Origin of the sequence: Streptomyces sp. NBC_00075, assembly GCF_045041225.1 — a bacterium.
GTDB lineage: Bacteria > Actinomycetota > Actinomycetes > Streptomycetales > Streptomycetaceae > Streptomyces > Streptomyces adonidis.
Genome location: NZ_CP108243.1, coordinates 5,071,884 through 5,089,294, shown reverse-complemented (window position 1 = coordinate 5,089,294; position 17,411 = coordinate 5,071,884). Strand labels below are relative to the sequence as shown.

General features: G+C 72.0%; 16 protein-coding genes and 1 pseudogene. 11 read left to right on the top strand and 6 right to left on the bottom strand.

Annotated features, from left to right (window positions below):
* Positions 1–15: 15 nt before the first annotated feature.
* A complete protein-coding gene (locus tag OG787_RS22090; protein WP_405536146.1) occupies positions 16–1,188 on the top strand; it encodes a helix-turn-helix domain-containing protein in 1,173 nt (390 codons plus the stop codon).
* 16 nt (positions 1,189–1,204) lie between these two features.
* Here the strand turns inward: OG787_RS22090 and OG787_RS22085 are convergent, their stop codons facing one another.
* Positions 1,205–1,792 (bottom strand): DUF4232 domain-containing protein, encoded by a 588-nt coding sequence (locus OG787_RS22085; RefSeq protein WP_369030324.1) that lies wholly within the window; start codon positions 1,790–1,792, stop codon positions 1,205–1,207.
* 294 nt (positions 1,793–2,086) lie between these two features.
* On the opposite strand from OG787_RS22085, the gene OG787_RS22080 reads away from it, so the two are divergent.
* The gene (locus OG787_RS22080; RefSeq protein WP_369030325.1) at positions 2,087–3,607 is read left to right on the top strand and encodes a catalase; all 1,521 of its coding nucleotides are present in this window, start codon (positions 2,087–2,089) and stop codon (positions 3,605–3,607) included.
* Positions 3,608–3,674: 67 nt separating this feature from the next.
* Positions 3,675–3,833 (top strand): hypothetical protein, encoded by a 159-nt coding sequence (locus OG787_RS22075; protein WP_405540823.1) that lies wholly within the window; start codon positions 3,675–3,677, stop codon positions 3,831–3,833.
* Between the two features lie 89 nt (positions 3,834–3,922).
* Here OG787_RS22075 and OG787_RS22070 read toward each other — a convergent pair.
* Positions 3,923–4,003: pseudogene (locus tag OG787_RS22070) on the bottom strand (hypothetical protein); the annotation flags it as partial.
* A gap of 51 nt (positions 4,004–4,054) precedes the next feature.
* Positions 4,055–4,924: a UbiA family prenyltransferase gene (locus OG787_RS22065; protein ID WP_405536145.1), complete on the bottom strand. Its 870-nt coding sequence runs from the start codon at positions 4,922–4,924 to the stop codon at positions 4,055–4,057.
* 149 nt (positions 4,925–5,073) lie between these two features.
* Between OG787_RS22065 and OG787_RS22060 the strand changes: the two genes are divergently transcribed.
* The 6 genes from OG787_RS22060 (at position 5,074) to OG787_RS22035 (ending at position 13,009) form a co-directional block, all read left to right on the top strand.
* Positions 5,074–6,141, top strand: a complete 1,068-nt coding sequence (locus tag OG787_RS22060; protein ID WP_405536144.1) for a type III polyketide synthase — start codon at positions 5,074–5,076, stop codon at positions 6,139–6,141.
* A gap of 36 nt (positions 6,142–6,177) precedes the next feature.
* Positions 6,178–6,717 (top strand): isoprenylcysteine carboxyl methyltransferase family protein, encoded by a 540-nt coding sequence (locus OG787_RS22055; RefSeq protein ID WP_369036835.1) that lies wholly within the window; start codon positions 6,178–6,180, stop codon positions 6,715–6,717.
* Entirely contained in the window at positions 6,714–7,727 is a 1,014-nt protein-coding gene (locus OG787_RS22050) for an NAD(P)/FAD-dependent oxidoreductase (RefSeq protein WP_405536143.1), read from the top strand. The genes OG787_RS22055 and OG787_RS22050 overlap by 4 nt, the downstream gene beginning before the upstream one ends.
* A gap of 232 nt (positions 7,728–7,959) precedes the next feature.
* Complete coding sequence (locus OG787_RS22045; RefSeq protein ID WP_369036837.1) at positions 7,960–9,471, top strand: SDR family oxidoreductase; 1,512 nt, start codon at positions 7,960–7,962, stop codon at positions 9,469–9,471.
* A complete protein-coding gene (locus tag OG787_RS22040; RefSeq protein WP_405540548.1) occupies positions 9,428–9,715 on the top strand; it encodes a deoxyribodipyrimidine photo-lyase in 288 nt (95 codons plus the stop codon). Before OG787_RS22045 ends, OG787_RS22040 begins: the two co-directional genes overlap by 44 nt.
* A gap of 495 nt (positions 9,716–10,210) precedes the next feature.
* Positions 10,211–13,009 (top strand): alpha/beta hydrolase family protein, encoded by a 2,799-nt coding sequence (locus OG787_RS22035; protein ID WP_405536142.1) that lies wholly within the window; start codon positions 10,211–10,213, stop codon positions 13,007–13,009.
* A gap of 186 nt (positions 13,010–13,195) precedes the next feature.
* Here OG787_RS22035 and OG787_RS22030 read toward each other — a convergent pair whose 3' ends face one another.
* Together OG787_RS22030 and OG787_RS22025 are read right to left on the bottom strand one after the other, a co-directional pair.
* A complete protein-coding gene (locus OG787_RS22030; RefSeq protein WP_405536141.1) occupies positions 13,196–14,005 on the bottom strand; it encodes a hypothetical protein in 810 nt (269 codons plus the stop codon).
* 89 nt (positions 14,006–14,094) lie between these two features.
* On the bottom strand, positions 14,095–14,700 hold the full coding sequence (locus OG787_RS22025) for an RNA polymerase sigma factor (RefSeq protein ID WP_405536140.1): 606 nt from the start codon (positions 14,698–14,700) through the stop codon (positions 14,095–14,097).
* Between the two features lie 763 nt (positions 14,701–15,463).
* On the opposite strand from OG787_RS22025, the gene OG787_RS22020 reads away from it, so the two are divergent.
* The gene (locus tag OG787_RS22020) at positions 15,464–16,114 is read left to right on the top strand and encodes a DUF1877 family protein (protein WP_405536139.1); all 651 of its coding nucleotides are present in this window, start codon (positions 15,464–15,466) and stop codon (positions 16,112–16,114) included.
* 14 nt (positions 16,115–16,128) lie between these two features.
* On the top strand, positions 16,129–16,497 hold the full coding sequence (locus OG787_RS22015; RefSeq protein ID WP_405536138.1) for a hypothetical protein: 369 nt from the start codon (positions 16,129–16,131) through the stop codon (positions 16,495–16,497).
* Here OG787_RS22015 and OG787_RS22010 read toward each other — a convergent pair.
* Positions 16,453–17,409: an MvdC/MvdD family ATP grasp protein gene (locus tag OG787_RS22010; protein ID WP_369036843.1), complete on the bottom strand. Its 957-nt coding sequence runs from the start codon at positions 17,407–17,409 to the stop codon at positions 16,453–16,455. The two genes, OG787_RS22015 and OG787_RS22010, sit on opposite strands and share 45 nt — an antisense overlap.
* Positions 17,410–17,411 lie beyond the last annotated feature (2 nt).

Sequence of the window (17,411 nt, the reverse complement as noted above, 5' to 3'; positions counted from 1 at the left end):
GCGAGTACGGACCACATGGACGAAATCCACGACGACGTAGCGGAGTTCGCGTCTCTGCTGACGCGCCTGAAGGAGCGTACGGACCGCAGCTACGCGGCGCTGGCACGACGTCTGGACATGAATGCCTCCACGCTGCACCGCTACTGCGCCGGAGGCACGGTCCCCCTGGACTACGCGGGAATCGAGCGGTTCGCCGGACTCTGCGGAGCCTCTCCCGAGGAGCGCGTGGAGTTGCACCGCCGGTGGATCCTGGCGGTCGCGGCACGGCAGCGATCACGCCCGTCCGACACCCCGCACGCCCCGCACGCCCCCACGAGCACCGCGGCACCGGCCGTATCCACGAGCCACACCACCCCGCCGGACGAGACACCCGAGCCCACCGTGCCTGCCGCCCCGCAGCCCCACGCCGGGCGCCCCCTACGACTACGACGGCCCGCGCGAGCGATCGCACTGGCGGCCTCGTGCGCCGTCGCGCTCGCCGGCCTGACCGCGTCCGCTGCCGGACCTCCCTCCGGCGGCGGCCCGCAGGAGAACCGGGCGAGCGCCGGCACGGTCACGGTCGCACCGCCGGCCCCGCTCACCTGGACGGCCAACTCCCATGTCTGGCAGAGCGAATGCGCCCACGACTACGTCATCGCCAAGCCGCCCCGGCAGGTCCCGCCACCGCCGACCCCGCAGGACGCCGCCGCGTGGGCCGTGTCCCAAGGGGCGGTGCACGGGCGCACCACCGATCTGCGGATCTCGGTGCAGGGACGCGGCGCTGCCGCCGTCGTCCTGGAGGCACTGCACGTGCGCGTGGTCGACCGCACCGTCCCCGCCGCCCCCCTGGGCACCGCCTACTCCATGTACGAAGGCTGCGGTGCCATCCTCGTCCCCCGGCACTTCTCCGTGAACCTCGACGCGCGCCGACCCCTGGCCCGTTCGATGCCCGGCAACGAGCCGGACAGACCGACCCCCGCGATCGACTTCCCCTACCAGGTGTCCCTGCGGGAGCCGGAGGTCCTGCTGCTCTCCGCGCACACCGAGGCCTGCACCTGCGACTGGTACCTCGAACTCGACTGGTCCTCGCAGGGCCGGACCGGCACGCTGCGCATCGACGACCACGGCCGCGCGTTCCGCACCACCAGCATCAAGGGGCTACCGCTCTACTGGTACCGCGACCCCGGTGGCTGGGTCCCCATGACCTGACCGGCCCCTGAGCCCGTCACTTCGACATGATGAAATCCAGGGCGAAACCGGGAGCGGTCGTCCAGTAGGTGACCCGCTGGAAGTCATTGGCGTACAACGTCTCGACGGGCATGGGCACATCGATCGGCCTGCCCACGCTGCTGCCGGCCTTACGCCCCTGGAGGCCGAGGGTGATGCTCTTCGCCTCGTACTCGTCCATGGGGCCGTTGACGAGCAGCCCGGCGTACGCCTCCTCACCCGGTGCGAGGGTGACGGGCACCCCCGGGTTCGGGTCGCTCTCCTCGATCACACGGGCCGTGGTCCGGCCGGCGCCGAGCCGCACGAGGGGGTAGCGGTAGAGGTCGCACTTCTTGCCGCCGGTGTTCTGGACGGTGAGGAGGAGATGCCGGGCGTCCTCGCTGTCCGCGGGCTCCTTCACGGCGGACACCCCGAGGACCTCCTGAGAGCAGGCGGCAACAGTGCGGTGCGCCACGGCATCCGCGTCCTCCCCCCTGACGGTCTGCGGCCCGATGCCGGAAGCCTGCGCCGCCACACCACCCCCGAGAGCCAGGACGAGCCCCGCGGCCACGGCCACACGGCGACCCACAAGAGACTTCACGTTCATATGCGTGTTCCTTTTCTGATCGGTACGAGGTCGCCCGGACCCGCGGCCCGACCGCTTCAGCCGGTGCGACGCCCAGAGCATCGGATGTCCCATGGACGTGGGACAACAGCCGCCCCCCAACCCGCAACGGCGGAACGATCCCACCCCGGTGACCTGCGGAAACAAGGGAGCCTGGGATGCCTGTCAGGGATGGGACGCCCGGACGATGTTTGACGCGGCCGCTCGGGGTCACGCGGCTTGTGGGCCTCGGGAGGCCCGGCGACACCGAAGGTGACAGCCGGCAGAAGGAGTGTCATGACAGAGATCCGCCCCGCCACCACAACCGACTCGGGCGCTCCGGTGGAGAGCGACGAACACTCACTGACCGTCGGACCTGGGGGACCGGTCCTTCTTCAGGACGCCTACCTGATCGAGCAGATGGCGCAGTTCAACCGGGAGCGAATTCCCGAGCGCCAGCCGCATGCGAAAGGGAGCGGCGCTTTCGGTCATTTCGAAGTGAGCCACGACGTGAGCGCCTACACCAAGGCGGCCGTGTTCCAGCCGGGCACGCGCACCGACCTGGTCATCCGGTTCTCGACCGTGGCGGGGGAGCGGGGCAGCCCGGACACCTGGCGCGACCCGCGTGGTTTCGCGGTGAAGCTCTACACCAGCGAGGGCAATTACGACATGGTCGGCAACAATACGCCGGTCTTCTTCATCAAGGATCCGATGAAATTCCAGCATTTCATCCGGTCCCAGAAACGCCGCGCGGACAACAACCTGCGCGACCACGACATGCAATGGGACTTCTGGACGCTCTCCCCGGAATCCGCCCACCAGGTCACCTGGCTGATGGGAGACCGCGGAATTCCGCGGACGTGGCGTCACATGAACGGGTACTCGTCGCACACGTACATGTGGATCAACGCCGACGGCGAGCGGTTCTGGGTGAAGTACCACTTCAAGACCGACCAGGGCATCGAGTTCTTCACCCAGCACGAGGCCGACCAGATGGCCGCCGTCGACACGGACTACCACACGCGTGATCTCTTCGAGCACATCCGTGACGGGGAATACCCCAGCTGGACCCTCCAGGTGCAGGTCATGCCGTACGAGGACGCCGCGGACTACCGCTTCAACCCGTTCGACCTCACCAAGGTGTGGCCGCACGGCGACTACCCGCTCATCCCGGTCGGCCGTATGACGCTCGACCGCAACCCGACGGACAACCACGCCGAGATCGAGCAGGCGGCCTTCCAGCCGAACAACCTGGTCCCCGGCATCGGGCCGAGCCCGGACCGGATGCTGCTGGCCCGCCTGTTCTCGTACGGGGACGCGCATCGCCACCGGATCGGCGCCAACTACCAGCAGCTTCCCGTCAACGCGCCCGTCGTCGACGTCCACTCCTACTCCAAGGACGGCGCGATGGCCTACCGCAGGACGACGGACCCCGTCTACGCCCCGAACTCCAAGGGCGGTCCGGCCGCCGACACGGCCCGTTACGGAACCCCGCCCAGCTGGGCGGCGGACGGCGAGATCACTCGTTCCGCGTACGTGTCCCATCCGGAGGACGACGACTGGGGGCAGCCGGGAACCCTGATACGCGAGGTCATGGACGACGAGGCCCGTGACCGCCTGGTCGACAACGTCGTCGGCCATCTCCTCAACGGGGTGAGCGAGCCCGTCCTCGAACGCGCGTTCGCGTACTGGTCGAGCATCGACGAAACGACCGGCAAGCGCATCGCCGACGGCGTGCGAGCGAAGTCCCACGAAAAGGACCCGAAGGCGGCGGAACAGGGCAACCCCGCGCGCCGCGCCATGCAGCACAAGGCATAGGACCCGTCAGCCGCGTCCGCGTCGAGCGACACGGCCCACGACCCGCAACCCGAGCGAGGGGAACCCCATGAAAACCCCCGGTGACGACGACACACCTCCGGTCGACGAGGAGACGCGTGAACGGTCAGCAGAGGAGCGGAACGTCATCACACCCACACCGCGAGATGTCCGGGAAAGGGCCGAGGGCGACGACGAGCCCGATCTCCCGACCGGAGACGATTCCTGACCGACGCTTGCCCGGGAAGGGGCGCCGCTCAGTTCGCAGGGCTCCGCGAGTTCCACCTCCATGTTCTCGCCGTCGCCATCGAAGTGGTTGACGAGAACGAGGCTGGAGTCGAGAAGCCAGGAGTCGTTGCCCGGCGGACCTCGACGCCTGGAAACCGCCGAGCCGCACACATCGCCTTCCGTGTCCAGACCCTTCAGGGCAAGGCCGGCGAGGAGGCGGGGTCAGGCGATTCCGGTGCCGCGCAGCAGCAGCAACGTCACGTCCACCACCGCCACGGCGACCGCTGCCGCGAACGCCGCCCGCGCCCAGTGGCGTCCCAGCACCGCCCCTGCCGCCGCGACCAGGCAGGCCACCGCGAGCGCCGCCACTCCCCCTCTGCCGGGTGGTCCGGCGGGCCCCAGCACCAGAACCGCGGACGCGGCCACCAGCGGCACCGGCAGCAGCAGCCGTACGCCGTCCGGGCCCAGCCGGTGCGGCCAGCCCCGTACGCCCGTCGCCAGATCCCCACGGATGTCCGGCAGTACGTCACCCAGATGGGCCCCGACCCCCAAGAACGCCCCGGCGGTGACGACCCACCAGGCCGGCCACGGCTGCCCCGGCAGCCCCAGCGCCACGAACGCCGGGAGCGAGGCGAAGCCCACCGCGTACGGCGCCCAGGACCACGCTGTCGCCTTGAGCCGCAGGTCGTACGCCCATGCCGCCGCCACCCCGGCCAGATGAACGGCGCCCGCCCACAGGCCACAGGCGAACGACAACGGCACGCACAGCGCCAGCGCGGCATACGCGGCCACCCACACCTCCGTCACGCCGACCGTGCCGTCGACGACGGGTTTGCCGCGGCGGCCGGTGGCGATGTCCCGGCGCGCGTCGAACGCGTCGTTGCACCAGCCGACGGACAACTGCCCGGTCAGCACGGCGGCGGCGGTCAGGACACAACGCGCGGCGCTCTGGCCGGCGGTGACGGCGAGACCGGCCATCAGGGCGGTGACCGCTACGACGGGCCCGGGGTGGCACGATCCGGCCAGGCCGCCCACCCGGACGGCCCAACTCGCGGCGGGGCGGCCGGCCGTCGACTGCTCGGGAATGCCCACCCGGCCGATCGTAGGCGCCCCGGCCCCACCCAGCCGGTGCACACGCCCCTCGGGAGGAACGGCCGGACGGGCGATCCCTGGTGTCGAAGCCCCGGACCGGGGAACACGTGGGAGCAACTCATCCCAGTCGGTAACCGGACGGGAACCCTATGACGCGGATCGCCGCCGTTCACGGTGTACTCGCACCGCACCGTCGCACCCAGTCCGAGATCACCGACATGGTGGCCCGCACCTGCCTGCCCAAGGGCACCGACCGCCGGGTCCTGGACCGGCTGCACCACAGCGCGAAGGTCAGCTCGCGTCACATGACGCTGCCGCTCGAACGGTACGCGGAACTGGACGGATTCGGTGCCGCCAACGACGTCTTCATCGCCGCCGCCACCGGCCTGGGCGCCCAGGCCGTCCGGGGCGCGCTGCGCACGGCCGGCCTGACCGCCGCCGACGTGGACCTGCTGATCTTCACCTCCGTCACCGGCATCGCCACCCCCTCGATCGACGCACGGCTGGCCGGCCGCCTCGGACTGCGGCCGGACGTCAAACGGCTGCCCCTGTTCGGCCTGGGCTGTGCCGGCGGCGCCGCCGGGCTGGCCCGTATGCACGACTACCTGCTGGGCCGGCCCGACCAGGTGGCGGTGCTGCTGTCGGTCGAACTGTGCTCGCTCACCTTCCAGCGCGACGACGCCTCCATGGCCAACCTGGTCGCCACCGGACTGTTCGGCGACGGCGCCGCCGCGGTCGTCGCCTGTGGTACGAACCGTCCGGGCCGTCCGGACGAGACCGCCGGCCCGACGATCGTGGACACCCGCAGCCACCTGTACCCGGACACCGGACGCGTCATGGGCTGGGACATCAAGGACACCGGCTTCCAGGTCGTCCTCGACCCGAAGGTCCCCGATGTCGTACGCCGTTACCTCGCCGATGACGTCGAGGGCTTCCTCGGCGACCACGGGATCAAGCCGAAGGACGTGACCGCCTGGGTGTGCCACCCCGGCGGCCCCAAGGTCCTGGAAGCCGTCACCGAGGCCCTCGACCTGCCCGCCGACGCACTCGATGTGACCTGGCGTCACCTGGCCGACGTCGGCAACCTGTCCTCGTCATCGGTACTCCACGTACTGCGCGACACCCTCGCCCAACGCCGCCCACCGCCGGGCACCCCGGGCGTGCTGCTGGCGATGGGGCCCGGCTTCGCCTGCGAACTCGTGCTGCTGCGCTGGTAGTTCGGACGTCGAAGGAAACGAAGGACATAGGGACACATGATCTGGTACGGACTGCTGGTGGCCGCCGTCGCCGCCGAGCGCGTCGCCGAACTCGTCGTCGCCCGCCGCAACGAACGGTGGAGCACCGCCCGCGGCGCGACCGAGACCGGGCAGGGTCACTACCCGGCGATGGTCGCCCTCCACACCGGCCTGCTGATCGCCTGCCCGGCCGAGGTGTGGCTGGCCGACAGCCCCTTCGTACCCGCCCTGGCCTGGCCGATGCTGGCCGTGCTCGCGGGCGCACAGGGGCTGCGGTGGTGGTGCATCCACACCCTGGGACCCCGTTGGAACACCCGGGTGATCGTTGTACCCGGCCTGCCGCTGGTGACCGGCGGCCCCTACCGCCGGCGATGGCTGCGGCACCCGAACTACGTGGCCGTCGTCGCCGAGGGCGTGGCCCTGCCACTCGTCCACACCGCCTGGGTCACCGCGGCCGTGTTCACGGTACTCAACGCCGCCCTGCTCACCGTCCGCGTCCGCTGCGAGAACCGGGCGCTCGCCGCCGCGACCACGCCGACCGCACCCGCTCCGGCGTGATCGACGTACTGGTGGCCGGCGGCGGACCGGCCGGTCTGGCCGCCGCCATCCACGCCGCGCTCGCCGGCCTGGAAGCCGTCGTCGTCGAACCCCGGACCACGCCCGTGGACAAGGCCTGCGGAGAAGGAGTCATGCCCGGCGGTGTCGCCGCGCTGAGAGCACTGGGCGTCGAGGTCACCGGCCGCGAACTGCGCGGCATCCGCTACCTGGACGGCACCACCCACGCCGAAGCGTCCTTCCGTGGCGGCAACGGGCTGGGAATCCGCCGTACGACGCTGCACTCCGCACTGCACCGGCGCGCTCTCGACCTCGGCGTGCGCATGCTGCCGGGCAGGATCGGCGCGGTGCGCCAGAGCGCGGACACGGTCACCGCCGCCAGAACCACGGCCCGTTGGCTGATCGCCGCCGACGGTCTGCACTCCCCGGTGCGCCGCAGCCTGGGACTGGAACTGCCGAACCGCCCCCACGGCCGCTACGGACTGCGGCGGCACTACCGCGTCGAACCGTGGACGGACTTCGTGGAGGTCCACTGGTCCCCGCACGGCGAGGCCTATGTGACACCGGTCGGCGACGACCTGGTGGGCGTCGCGGTCCTCAGCCGCAGCCGTCGTCGGTACGACGATCACCTGGCCGCCTTCCCGGCTCTCACCGCCTCGCTGCGCGGCTCGGCCGCGACGGAGGTACGCGGCGCCGGACCTCTGCGCCAGCGGGTGCGGCGCAGAACCGCCGGCCGTGTCCTGCTCGTCGGCGACGCCGCCGGCTACCTGGACGCCCTCACCGGCGAGGGCATCGCTCTCGCGCTGGCGACGGCCGGGGCCGCCGTCCGCTGCCTGGCCGCCGGGCGACCGGACGCGTACGAGCGCGCCTGGGCCCGGCTGACCCGGCGCCATCGACTGCTGACCGGAGCCCTGCTGGCCGCCGGCCGCCGTCCCGGCACCGCCCGCCTCATCGTCCCCGCAGCGTCCCGGATGCCCCCGGTGTTCTCAGCCGCGGTCCACGCACTTCAGTGACGGCAGGCCGGACCCGGACACCGCCCGGGTCCCCCCGCCGGGCGGAGTGTTCGTCGCGACCACGCGGTTGCGGTGCTCGCCCTCGGCCCCAAGCATGGCCTCAGGGGAACAGCGACAGAACCCGTCGGTGGAGCACCTCCCGGGAAGACATGAGAGCCATGACGTTTCTTGCGGACCGGTCCGCCGGCCGTCGCCGGACAGGGCGCGCCCGACCGGCGTGCGTGCGATCGGCATGACCGACGACGACCGGCCACTGCGCTGTCTGGTCACCGGCGCCACCGGTTACCTGGGCGGCAGGCTGGTGCCGGAGTTGCTGGCGGCCGGGTACTCGGTACGCTGCCTGGCCCGCTCGCCCGGCAAGCTGCGGGACCATCCGTGGGCAGGGCAGGCGGAGGCCGTGCGCGGGGACGTGACGGACGAGGTGTCCGTGCGCGCGGCCATGGAGGGAATGGACGTCGCGTACTACCTGGTGCACGCGCTCGGCACCGGGCGGGGTTTCGAGGAGACCGACCGGCGCGCGGCCAGGATCTTCGGGGAGCAGGCGCGTGCTGCCGGGATCCGGCGGATCGTCTACCTCGGCGGGCTGACCCCTGCCGGCGTACCCGAGCACGCGCTCTCACCCCATCTGCGGTCCCGTGCCGAAGTGGGCCGCATCCTCCTGGCCTCGGGCGTACCGACCGCCGTACTGCGGGCAGCCGTGATCATCGGGTCGGGTTCGGCCTCGTTCGAGATGCTGCGCCATCTGACCGAGCGGCTCCCCGCGATGGTGACCCCGAGCTGGGTGCGCACCCGCATCCAGCCGATCGCCGTCCGCGACGTGCTCCGCCTCCTCGTGGGGTGCGCGCGGCTGCCGTACGGCGTGAACCGAACCTTCGACATCGGCGGGCCGGATGTCCTCACGTACCAGGAGATGATGCGGCGGTACGCCGCCGTCGCCGGACTGCCGCGACGCGTCATCGTCCCCGTTCCGCTGCTCACTCCCCGGTTGTCCAGTCTCTGGGTCGGTCTGGTCACCCCGGTGCCGGGCGCTCTCGCGCGCCCGCTGGTCGAGTCGCTGAAGCACGAGGTGGTCTGCGCCGAGCGGGACATCGTCCGTTACGTGCCGGACCCGCCGGAGGGACCGGTCACCCTCGACCGGGCGATCCGGCTGGCTCTGCGGCGGGTGCAGGACGCGGACGTGGCCACCAGGTGGTCCTCGGCCTCGACTCCCCGCGCCCCCAGCGACCCGCTGCCGACCGACCCCGACTGGGCGGGCGGCAGCCTCTACACGGATCACCGCGAACGTACGGTCGCGGCGTCGCCGCAGGCGGTGTGGCGGGTGGTGGAGGCGATCGGCGGCGAGAACGGCTGGTACTCCTCGCCGCCGGCCTGGGCCCTGCGGGGCTGGCTGGACAGCCTGGTGGGCGGTGTCGGCCTGCGTCGGGGCCGCCGCGACGCGACCCGGCTGCGGGTCGGCGACAGCCTGGACTTCTGGCGAGTGGAGGAGATCGAGCCGGGCCGGCTGCTCCGGCTGCGCGCGGAGATGCGACTGCCAGGACTGGCCTGGCTGGAGATGACCGTCGACCGGGATCCCCAGGGCCGCACGGTGTACCGGCAGCGGGCCCTGTTCCATCCGCATGGCCTGGCCGGGCACGCCTACTGGTGGGGCGTGGCACCCTTCCACGCCGCGGTCTTCGGCGGCATGGCCCGCAACATCGCGGCTGCGGCCGAATCGGCCGCCCCCGAACCGGCCCGTACCCACTGAGGGGTATCGAGGAACCGCGCATGTCTCCGTTGCCCTGTTCACCGCGGACCTGCGGGTGCACGACAACCCGGTCCTACAGGCCGCTCTGAGGGACGCGGAACGCGTGGCCCCGCTCTTCGTCGTCGGCACCGGCATCCGCCGCACCGGCTTCGCTGTCCCCAACCGCAGAGGGCGATGCCGAAGGCGTGTGCGCTGCCCCGCGTCCGCGGGTCTCCGGGACCGAACTCGCGCTCCTGGGCGGTGAGGACGGTACGCGGTAGTGCCTGGGCTTCGGCGAAGCGTCCGGCGCCGGTGTGCGCTCGTCCGAGTGTGCAGGAGTCGTCCACGGCTTCCAGGCTGTCCGGGCTGAATTCCGCGGCGGAGAAGTCCGTGGCGTGGTGGCCGGTTCGAGAGCTGGGGTGAACTCTCCGCGGTCGTCGTGCAGATCGCGCAGGCGGCGCACAAGCCCCAGAGCTTCTCGCGCGGCACGTGTACCCGCGGTCTCGGCGCTCCGCCGGCGTACAGCCCTCCGCCGTACCCGCGACCGGGGATCGGCGAACACCCTTCACGTGCGCGGACATTGGCGCGCCGACAGCCCAACTGCCCCTGATTGCACATGTTCTGTTGCCCGAAAGGGACAGAGGTTGTGCGAATGCTGTGGGAGGAGGTGACAAGGTGATCGGATGTGTTGCATTTGGTGCGTCGGGGGAGCCCGGAGCCCGTGGGGTTCTCGGGGCACTGACCATGAGGAGGAACAGCAGTGATCCGTGTCTCGCGCGCAACGGCCGCTGTGGCAGCGGCTGTTGCGCTCGCGCTGGCGGCGCCGGTGACGGCGCCGGCGGCGTCGCAACCGGAGCCCGGGCGGCCGTCCGCTCCCGCGTCTCCGGGACTTCCCGAGGGCTGGCTGACCACCGGCTCCGGGAAGTCGGCAGAGCTGGTGTGGCGCTCGCCCGAGAAGGTGCCGGTGGGCGATGCCCAGGTCGAGTTCCGCAGCGGGGAACGCCTGTTGGGCGTCCCCAGACCCGCCGCGGACGGGCGCACCTTCCGGCTGCCGCTGGACGGGGTGCGCCTCGGAAGGACGGACGACCTGCGGGTCGAGGCCGCGGGCCGCCGTCTGGACGCGGCCGGAGCGAACGAAGCGGCCCGTGAGCGCCGCAGATCTGACAGCTCATCAGATCCATCACGCCTGCCCCGGACGGCGACCGTGAACAAGGTCGACCCCGGCGTGCCCGGCCCGTTCCGTACGACCAGCGGTGAGTACTCCCTGCCATCGGTCCACCTGCCCGGCTACGACACCGAGGTGGAGATGAGGGCCGTGGTGGTCGCGCCGGAGGACGCCACCGGCAGCCGCCCGCTGGCACTGTTCCTCCACGGGCGCCACGTGACCTGCTTCAAGGACGACGACGTAACCCTGGAGTGGCCGTGCCCGGCCGACTACGCGTCGGTGCCGAGCTACCGCGGTTACCTGCACGACCAGCAACTCCTGGCCTCCCAGGGCTATGTGACGGTCTCGATCTCGGCCAACTCCGTCAACGCCCAGGACTGGCAGGCCGACGACGCAGGCGCCCAGGCCCGCTCCTCGCTGATACGGCTGCACCTGGCCCACTGGGCGGACTGGGCCGCCGACCCGTCCACGGCCCCCGCAGTCGTACGACGGGCGCCCCGCGCCGACCTCGGCCGGGTGCTCCTGGTGGGCCACTCCCGTGGCGGTGAGGGCGCCGACCGGGCCGCGCTGGACAGCCTCACCCCGCCGCCCGCAGACCAGGACGGCTACCACGGCGAAACCCGCTGGACGATACGCGGAACCGTCCTCATAGGCCCCACGATCTTCGGCCAGAACCCCGCACCCGACGTGCCGTCGGTGACGATCCTGCCGGGCTGCGACGGAGACGTCATCGACCTCCAGGGCGAGTACTACGTCGACGGCACCCGAGGCGTCAGCCGCGGCAAGGCCCTGCACAGCGCGGTCTACATGACGGGCGCGAACCACAACTACTTCAACAGCGAGTGGACCCCCGGCCAGGCCACGGCACCGGCCAACGACGACTTCTCCTACGGCGGCGACGAGCACGACCCGCTGTGCTCGCCGGGCACCGCCACCCGGCTCACCGCCGAGCAGCAGCAGAAGGCGGGCTCGACGTACATAGCCGCCGCGGCCCGGCTGTTCGTCGCCGGTGACGACCGGGTCCGTGCGCTGCTCGACGGTTCCCCCGCGCGCGCCGCCTCCGCCGGACCCGCCCGCGTCCTCACCCACGCCGTCGGCGCCGCCCGCTCGGGGGCGTTCCTCCCCGCCTCCTCCGCCACGGTCACCGGCGGCCGGCTGTGCGCCCAGGTGGACCCGGACCCGAACGTCTCCTGCCTGGACCCCGCCCTCATCACCGCTTCCCCGCACTTCGCACAGTGGCGGAGGGCGGTCCCCGGCAAGGAGCCGGACCGGTACGCGCTGGCCATGAACTGGAGCCGCCCCGGCACCGCCACAGATCTGAGCCCCGCCCACCCGGTCTCCCTGCCCGGCGCGACCTCGCTGAGCCTGCGCGTGATCGTCCCGCCGAACACCACCGGCACCGAGCTGGACGTCGCCCTCACCGACACCTCCGGCAAGCGGGCGGACCTCGGCCGGGTCCGCGTCGACGGCGTGCCGGGCACCTCCCGCACCTCCTCCTACTGGGCACGTGAGGTCCGCGTACCCCTGTCCGCCGCCACCCGGGAGCGCATCGACCTCGCCCACGTCAAAACCCTGAGCCTGACCCCGCGTACCGAGTCCGGGACGGCATGGCTGGTGGACGCCCATGGCTGGCGCCCCGGCACCCCCGTCGTCGAGCCCGCGCGGCTGGCGCGCGTGGACGTCGGCCACCTGACCGTCGTGGAAGGCGACTCCGGCACGCGCACCTACCAGGTGCCGGTACAGGTCTCCGGGTCGGGCGTGGGCGAGGTCCGGCTGTTCGTGGCCGAGCCGGGCAGCGACCATCTGGTCGCCCGTACGGTGAAGGTCCGGGCGGGCACCCGAGTCGACGTGCCGGTGACGATCGAGGGCAACACCCGCTACAGCTCCGACGACCTTCACCGGGTGGCCGTCAAGACCGTACGCGGCGCGGTGGTCGGCTCCTACCTGGGCGGCGTCACCGCGCAGAACGACGACCCCCAGCCCACGGTGACCATGACACCGGTCGCGAACCAGGTCACCGAGGGCCAACCGCTGGTCTGGCGGATCACCCTCTCCGCCCCCGCCGACGTGGCCACGTGGACGGACCTGCAACTGCTCCCCGTGTCCGACGCCACCGAACTGTCCACAACGGACGTCCCCGCGACATGGCTGGACGAGAACTTCGGTGCCTCACCGGACCCCGAACGCCCCCTGTCCGCAGCCCTGCCGGACGGCACGCTGCTCATGTCCGAAGTACCCGCGGGCAGCCTGAGCATCGACCTGTCCGTGCCCACCGTCACCGACCAACTGAGCGAGGACACGGAGTCGCTACGGCTGCGCCTGTGGACCTACGACGAGGACGGGGAGGCGGTCGAGGGCCCGGAGTTCACCGGCACGGTACGTGACGCCGCCTAGCGGAGTCCCCGTACCGCCCGAGGCTCCATGAGGTGCCGTCGGCTCTCCCGCTCCTGCGGGGAAGGCCGACGGCACCGCGACGCTGCCACTGCGACGGCGCTCATCGGACGCGGGCAACCGGGCCGGCGCGGTCCCTGGTCCGGGCGACCGCACGTACGTCCGGGCGCCGCCCCATGGCCACCGCCCCTACTCGTCCTTCCCGCCGCCGGCCTTGCCGTTGCCGGTCCCGTTTTCCGCGCCGTCGGAGCCGTTGCCGGAATTTCCGTTGCCCGAGGTGCCTGTGTTGCCCGCCGTGCCCGTGCCGGCGTCCGCGGCGCCCTCGCCGGACTTGCCCCTGTCGCCGGACCTGCCCGGTGCGGCTGTCGCCTGCGCCAGTTGCTCGGCGCAGTACGCGTCGACCTTGGCCTCGCCGCCTGCCGCCGCGACGAGTCGCTGCCAGGCCGTGGCGTCGAGCGCCTTGCCACGGTCCTTGACCTGCTGATAGGCGCGGCAGTGGGCCTCGGTGTCCTGGGCGGCGGCCGGGCCGTCCGTCGGTCCGACGCCGCCGGGGGAAGCCGACGAGGTCTCACCGCTCGGCCGTGCCGGGGCGGACATCGAGGGGTGAGCGGTCTTCCGGTCGGCACCGGCGCCGTCCGTGGACGAGTCGGCCGAACCGATGGCCGCGACGGCGACACCGCCCAGGGCGAGGCTGGCGAACACGGCGGCGACCGTTGTCTTCACACGGCGCGCGGTTCGCCGCTCCGCGGGCGGTCGCCAGTCGTCCCGGCGCCGGGTGCGCGCCCGATGCGCGTCCGGGCCACGGGTGGCCCGGAAGGCGGCCACGGCCCGCTGCTCGGCCTCGGGGGCGAGATCGGCTCCGCGCAGGGCGGTGGCCAGCGCCGTCTCCAGCACGGTGTCGTCCCGCACGTCACGCACGTCCCACGGGGCGGACACGGGGTCGTCAGGGTGCGCACATCGACGGCCCGGCACTCCGTCGCCGCTCAGCCGTTCACCCATGTCCGCTTCCGTTCCTGTCCGACATGTTCGATCCACCTGGCGTTCCGGGCCCTGCTGCCCGTCCGCCGGCCCACTGCCGCGGGCGTCGTTCACTTCGACTCCCCCAGCGTCCGGGACGCCTCATCCGTCACACCCTCTGCCACCTGGCCCCCGACGCCCAACTGGTGGGCGAGGCGTTTCAGACCTCGGTGGGCGGCGGTGCGCACCGCTCCCGGGCGCTTGCCGAGGACGCGCGCGGCGGCGGGACCGTCAAGGCCGACAACGACTCGCAGGAGCACGGCCTCGGCCTGGTCCTTCGGCAGCCCGCGGACCAGTTCCAGGGCCCGCTCGGTGGAGAGGGTCTCCAGCGCCTCGTCATGGGTGCTGTGCCGACCGGGCAGGTTCAGGACGTCCTGTTCGGTCCCTCCCGACCGGGGCCGCACCCGCTGGCGGCGCAGATGGTCCAGTGCCCGGTGCCGGGCGATGGTCGCCGTCCAGCCGCGGAAACCGGCCCCGTCCCCCTTGAACCGTCCCAGGTCACGGGCGATCTCCAGCCAGGCGTCGGACGCCACGTCCTCCGCGTCCTCGCCGACGAATCCGCGCAGATAGCCGAGTAGGCCCGGCTGCACGATCCGGTAGGCGACCGCGAAGGCGGTCTCGTCCCCGTCCTGGGCCCGCGCGACCGCCGCGCCCAATTCCCCGTCGTACGTCTGCACGCGGCGGGATTGCCGTGCCTGGCCCAAGACTGTCCTCGTTCGCACCTGGTTCAAAGCGAGTCCGTTCTGTCCGGCGAGCCCCGTTGGCATCGACGGCCCCATGGAGACCAGCGCGCGTTCTCACGGAAGTGTCACCACGCATCAGGCGTCCCTCACGTCGTCGTCGCAGCTCCTGTCGTGTGGGCGGCGCGGCCGGGAGGGTCGTCGGCAGCTCCAAGGAAGCGGCGACGTAAGGACGTTGAGCCGATCCGTACACAGGACCGGACGGCGTTGCGGCTCAGTGAAACCCGGCGAATCCGGTGCTCGTACACCCGTTCGAAACCCGTGCCGTCCCGGCCGGGTGACGTATCGCGCCGACCGTGCGCTGTGTGAGTACCGAGTCCGCACCGGACCACCCGACGGTGATCGGTGATCGCCAGGCCGGACGTCGGTGCCACGACCACTCCCCGAACTCTCTCCGCGCCGCTCTGGACCCCCCCCGGGAGCGACATGGAGAGGGGCAGGGGCGGCCGGACCCGGACCACCGCATGGGGTCCGGCCGCCCCGCACGCCGTTCGGACCGACGGCGGACGATCACCTCACCCGCGTACGCCCCGAAGCCGCGCAGCGAGGTCGGCAGGTGATCCGCCACCCGGTTCTCCCGGGTTCCGACAACCGGCGCAGAGCCGCCTCCCACCTTGCCGCACGACGGCCGGGGGGCTTGCGGAACACGGCGTGCGCCGGGCGGAGTGATGCTCCCGCGTCCCCGTGCGCTCCCTCTGTGATGAGCCTCTACTTCCACTTGCGAGCGGTGCCGCCTCCGGCACTGCGCAACAGCGCGACCTGGCTGGAACGGCTGTTCGGGGACGACTCGGACACCGCCCGGCACCTCGTCGGCCGACACCGCGAGGAGGTGCTGGACAACCGATGTCTGGACCAGGAACTCCTCTACGCCGGCGATCCCCCGCACCGCGCGGAGGACCGACCCCAGGCCCAGGTGGTGCTCGGCGGCCGGCCGGTGTTCCACCCCGATCGGTACAAGCCGCCGTTCCTGGTGCTGACGGCGGGCCAGACGCACCGGGTGGCCAGATTCCTGACGACGGCCGACTTCGACACGCTGTGGGCCTTCGCCCGCGACGAACTGCTGCCGCGCTACGGCGGCGTCACCGCGGAGCCAGACACACGGGGCGTTTTCGCGGCGGCGCATCGGGAGCTGACGGAGTTCTACGCGCAGACGGCCGCGTGCGGAGACGCGGTGGTGAAGTGGCTGCCGGCCCGGAGCACACGGCACGCGGACTCCTCCACGGCCACCGCCGAGCCCGATCAGGAGACCCTGGCTTCCGCGCCGTACGCCGACTGGGCCGCCGCAAGGCATTCCGGGTACGGCCCGACGCCTCTGGAGATCCTCGGCAACGAACGAAATCCAGGCCGCTGACCTGGAGTTCCATCATGGATCGGGCGACGGGAACCGAACTCGCACCCCCGCTGCTCCGAGGACGGCAGAGGACGACCTCGGCCGCGCCCACCACCCGTTCCGTGACCGGGGCCACGGAACGGACGACGTACGGCCCGTTCCAGGTGCGGCTCACCTTCGCCGGCAGCCGCATCACCGGGGCGACCGCCGTCCAGCTCCCCGACGGGACGGCGCGGAGCGGGGACATCTCCTCCGACGCCGTCCCCAGGCTCAACCAGGAGACCTTGGCGGCGCAGAGCGCGGACACCGACCGGGCAGGCCTCTGGTCCGACCTGGCAGAGCCGTCCGGCCGCGCTACCTCACCAGTGACTCTCGGGACGACGGTGTTCCCCCTTGGGCTGTGACAGCCACCGGGCGACCGCCTCCGAGATCGGCTGGCCGGTCGCCAGCTCGACGAAGCCGAACTGGCCGCCCTGGTTGCACTCCAGGAACCACCAGATGCCGTCCTCGTCCTCGGCGAAGTCGAAGGCGGCGTACGCCAGTCCGGCAAGGGCGACGTAGTCGAGCACCGGTTTGCCGATGCGTTCGGGTACCGGGACCGCCTCCCAGGCGTGCTCGGTGTCGCCGTAGCGCCCGTCGACCTGGCCGGGCTCGGCCGTCTTACGCGCGGCGAACAGCTGGGTACCGACGCAGGTCAGACGAATGTCGGCGCGCTTGGGCACATACCGTTGCAGCAGCGCGGGACCGGCCGCCACGGCGGAGAAGTCCGCGTCGGGGCCGATCAGGGTGGTGGGCAGGGCCAGTCCGGGATCGCCGGGCGGCGGCCCGGAGGCGGACTTCACCACCACGTCCCGGTGCTCCTCGGCGAACTGCTGTGCCAGGCGCGGCGAGGTGGTGAAGACCGTCGGTGGTACGGCGAAGCCGCTGAGGTGAGCGACTCTCAACTGCCATGGCTTCAGGCGGGCCTGGTCGGCGTTGCGCGGATGGTTCATCCATCGCGTGGAGGCGGAGTGGAGCATTCCGAACAGGGCCTGACGGGTCTCGGCGGTCAGCCACGGCGAGGGGTGTGCCGCGTGCGCGGCCGGTTCGCCGGGCCTGCGCACCCATACGGAGCGCAGACCTCTCGTGCTGAGCACATGTCCGTTCACCGACAGGTGGCCGTCGAAGTCGCCGTGGGCGTAGCCGACGGACAACACGGCCTTGCCCGGCAGATCGGCGGGGTCCAGCCGTATCGCGGGTGTCCCCGTCTCGTGCAGCTTGGCCACCACCATGTCGGCGGTCACGTCCTCCTCGGACGTGAGGATCAGTACGGTCATGC

Excerpts from the sequence above, each read along its gene's own strand:
- OG787_RS22015 (WP_405536138.1), top strand. The coding sequence starts at position 16,129 with ATGGATCGGGCGACGGGAACCGAACTCGCACCCCCGCTGCTCCGAGGA.
- OG787_RS22060 (WP_405536144.1), top strand. The coding sequence starts at position 5,074 with ATGACGCGGATCGCCGCCGTTCACGGTGTACTCGCACCGCACCGTCGC.
- OG787_RS22075 (WP_405540823.1), top strand. The coding sequence starts at position 3,675 with ATGAAAACCCCCGGTGACGACGACACACCTCCGGTCGACGAGGAGACG.
- OG787_RS22010 (WP_369036843.1), bottom strand. The coding sequence starts at position 17,409 with ATGACCGTACTGATCCTCACGTCCGAGGAGGACGTGACCGCCGACATG.
- OG787_RS22080 (WP_369030325.1), top strand. The coding sequence starts at position 2,087 with ATGACAGAGATCCGCCCCGCCACCACAACCGACTCGGGCGCTCCGGTG.
- OG787_RS22090 (WP_405536146.1), top strand. The coding sequence starts at position 16 with ATGGACGAAATCCACGACGACGTAGCGGAGTTCGCGTCTCTGCTGACG.
- OG787_RS22085 (WP_369030324.1), bottom strand. The coding sequence starts at position 1,792 with ATGAACGTGAAGTCTCTTGTGGGTCGCCGTGTGGCCGTGGCCGCGGGG.
- OG787_RS22030 (WP_405536141.1), bottom strand. The coding sequence starts at position 14,005 with ATGGGTGAACGGCTGAGCGGCGACGGAGTGCCGGGCCGTCGATGTGCG.
- OG787_RS22020 (WP_405536139.1), top strand. The coding sequence starts at position 15,464 with ATGAGCCTCTACTTCCACTTGCGAGCGGTGCCGCCTCCGGCACTGCGC.
- OG787_RS22055 (WP_369036835.1), top strand. The coding sequence starts at position 6,178 with ATGATCTGGTACGGACTGCTGGTGGCCGCCGTCGCCGCCGAGCGCGTC.
- OG787_RS22045 (WP_369036837.1), top strand. The coding sequence starts at position 7,960 with ATGACCGACGACGACCGGCCACTGCGCTGTCTGGTCACCGGCGCCACC.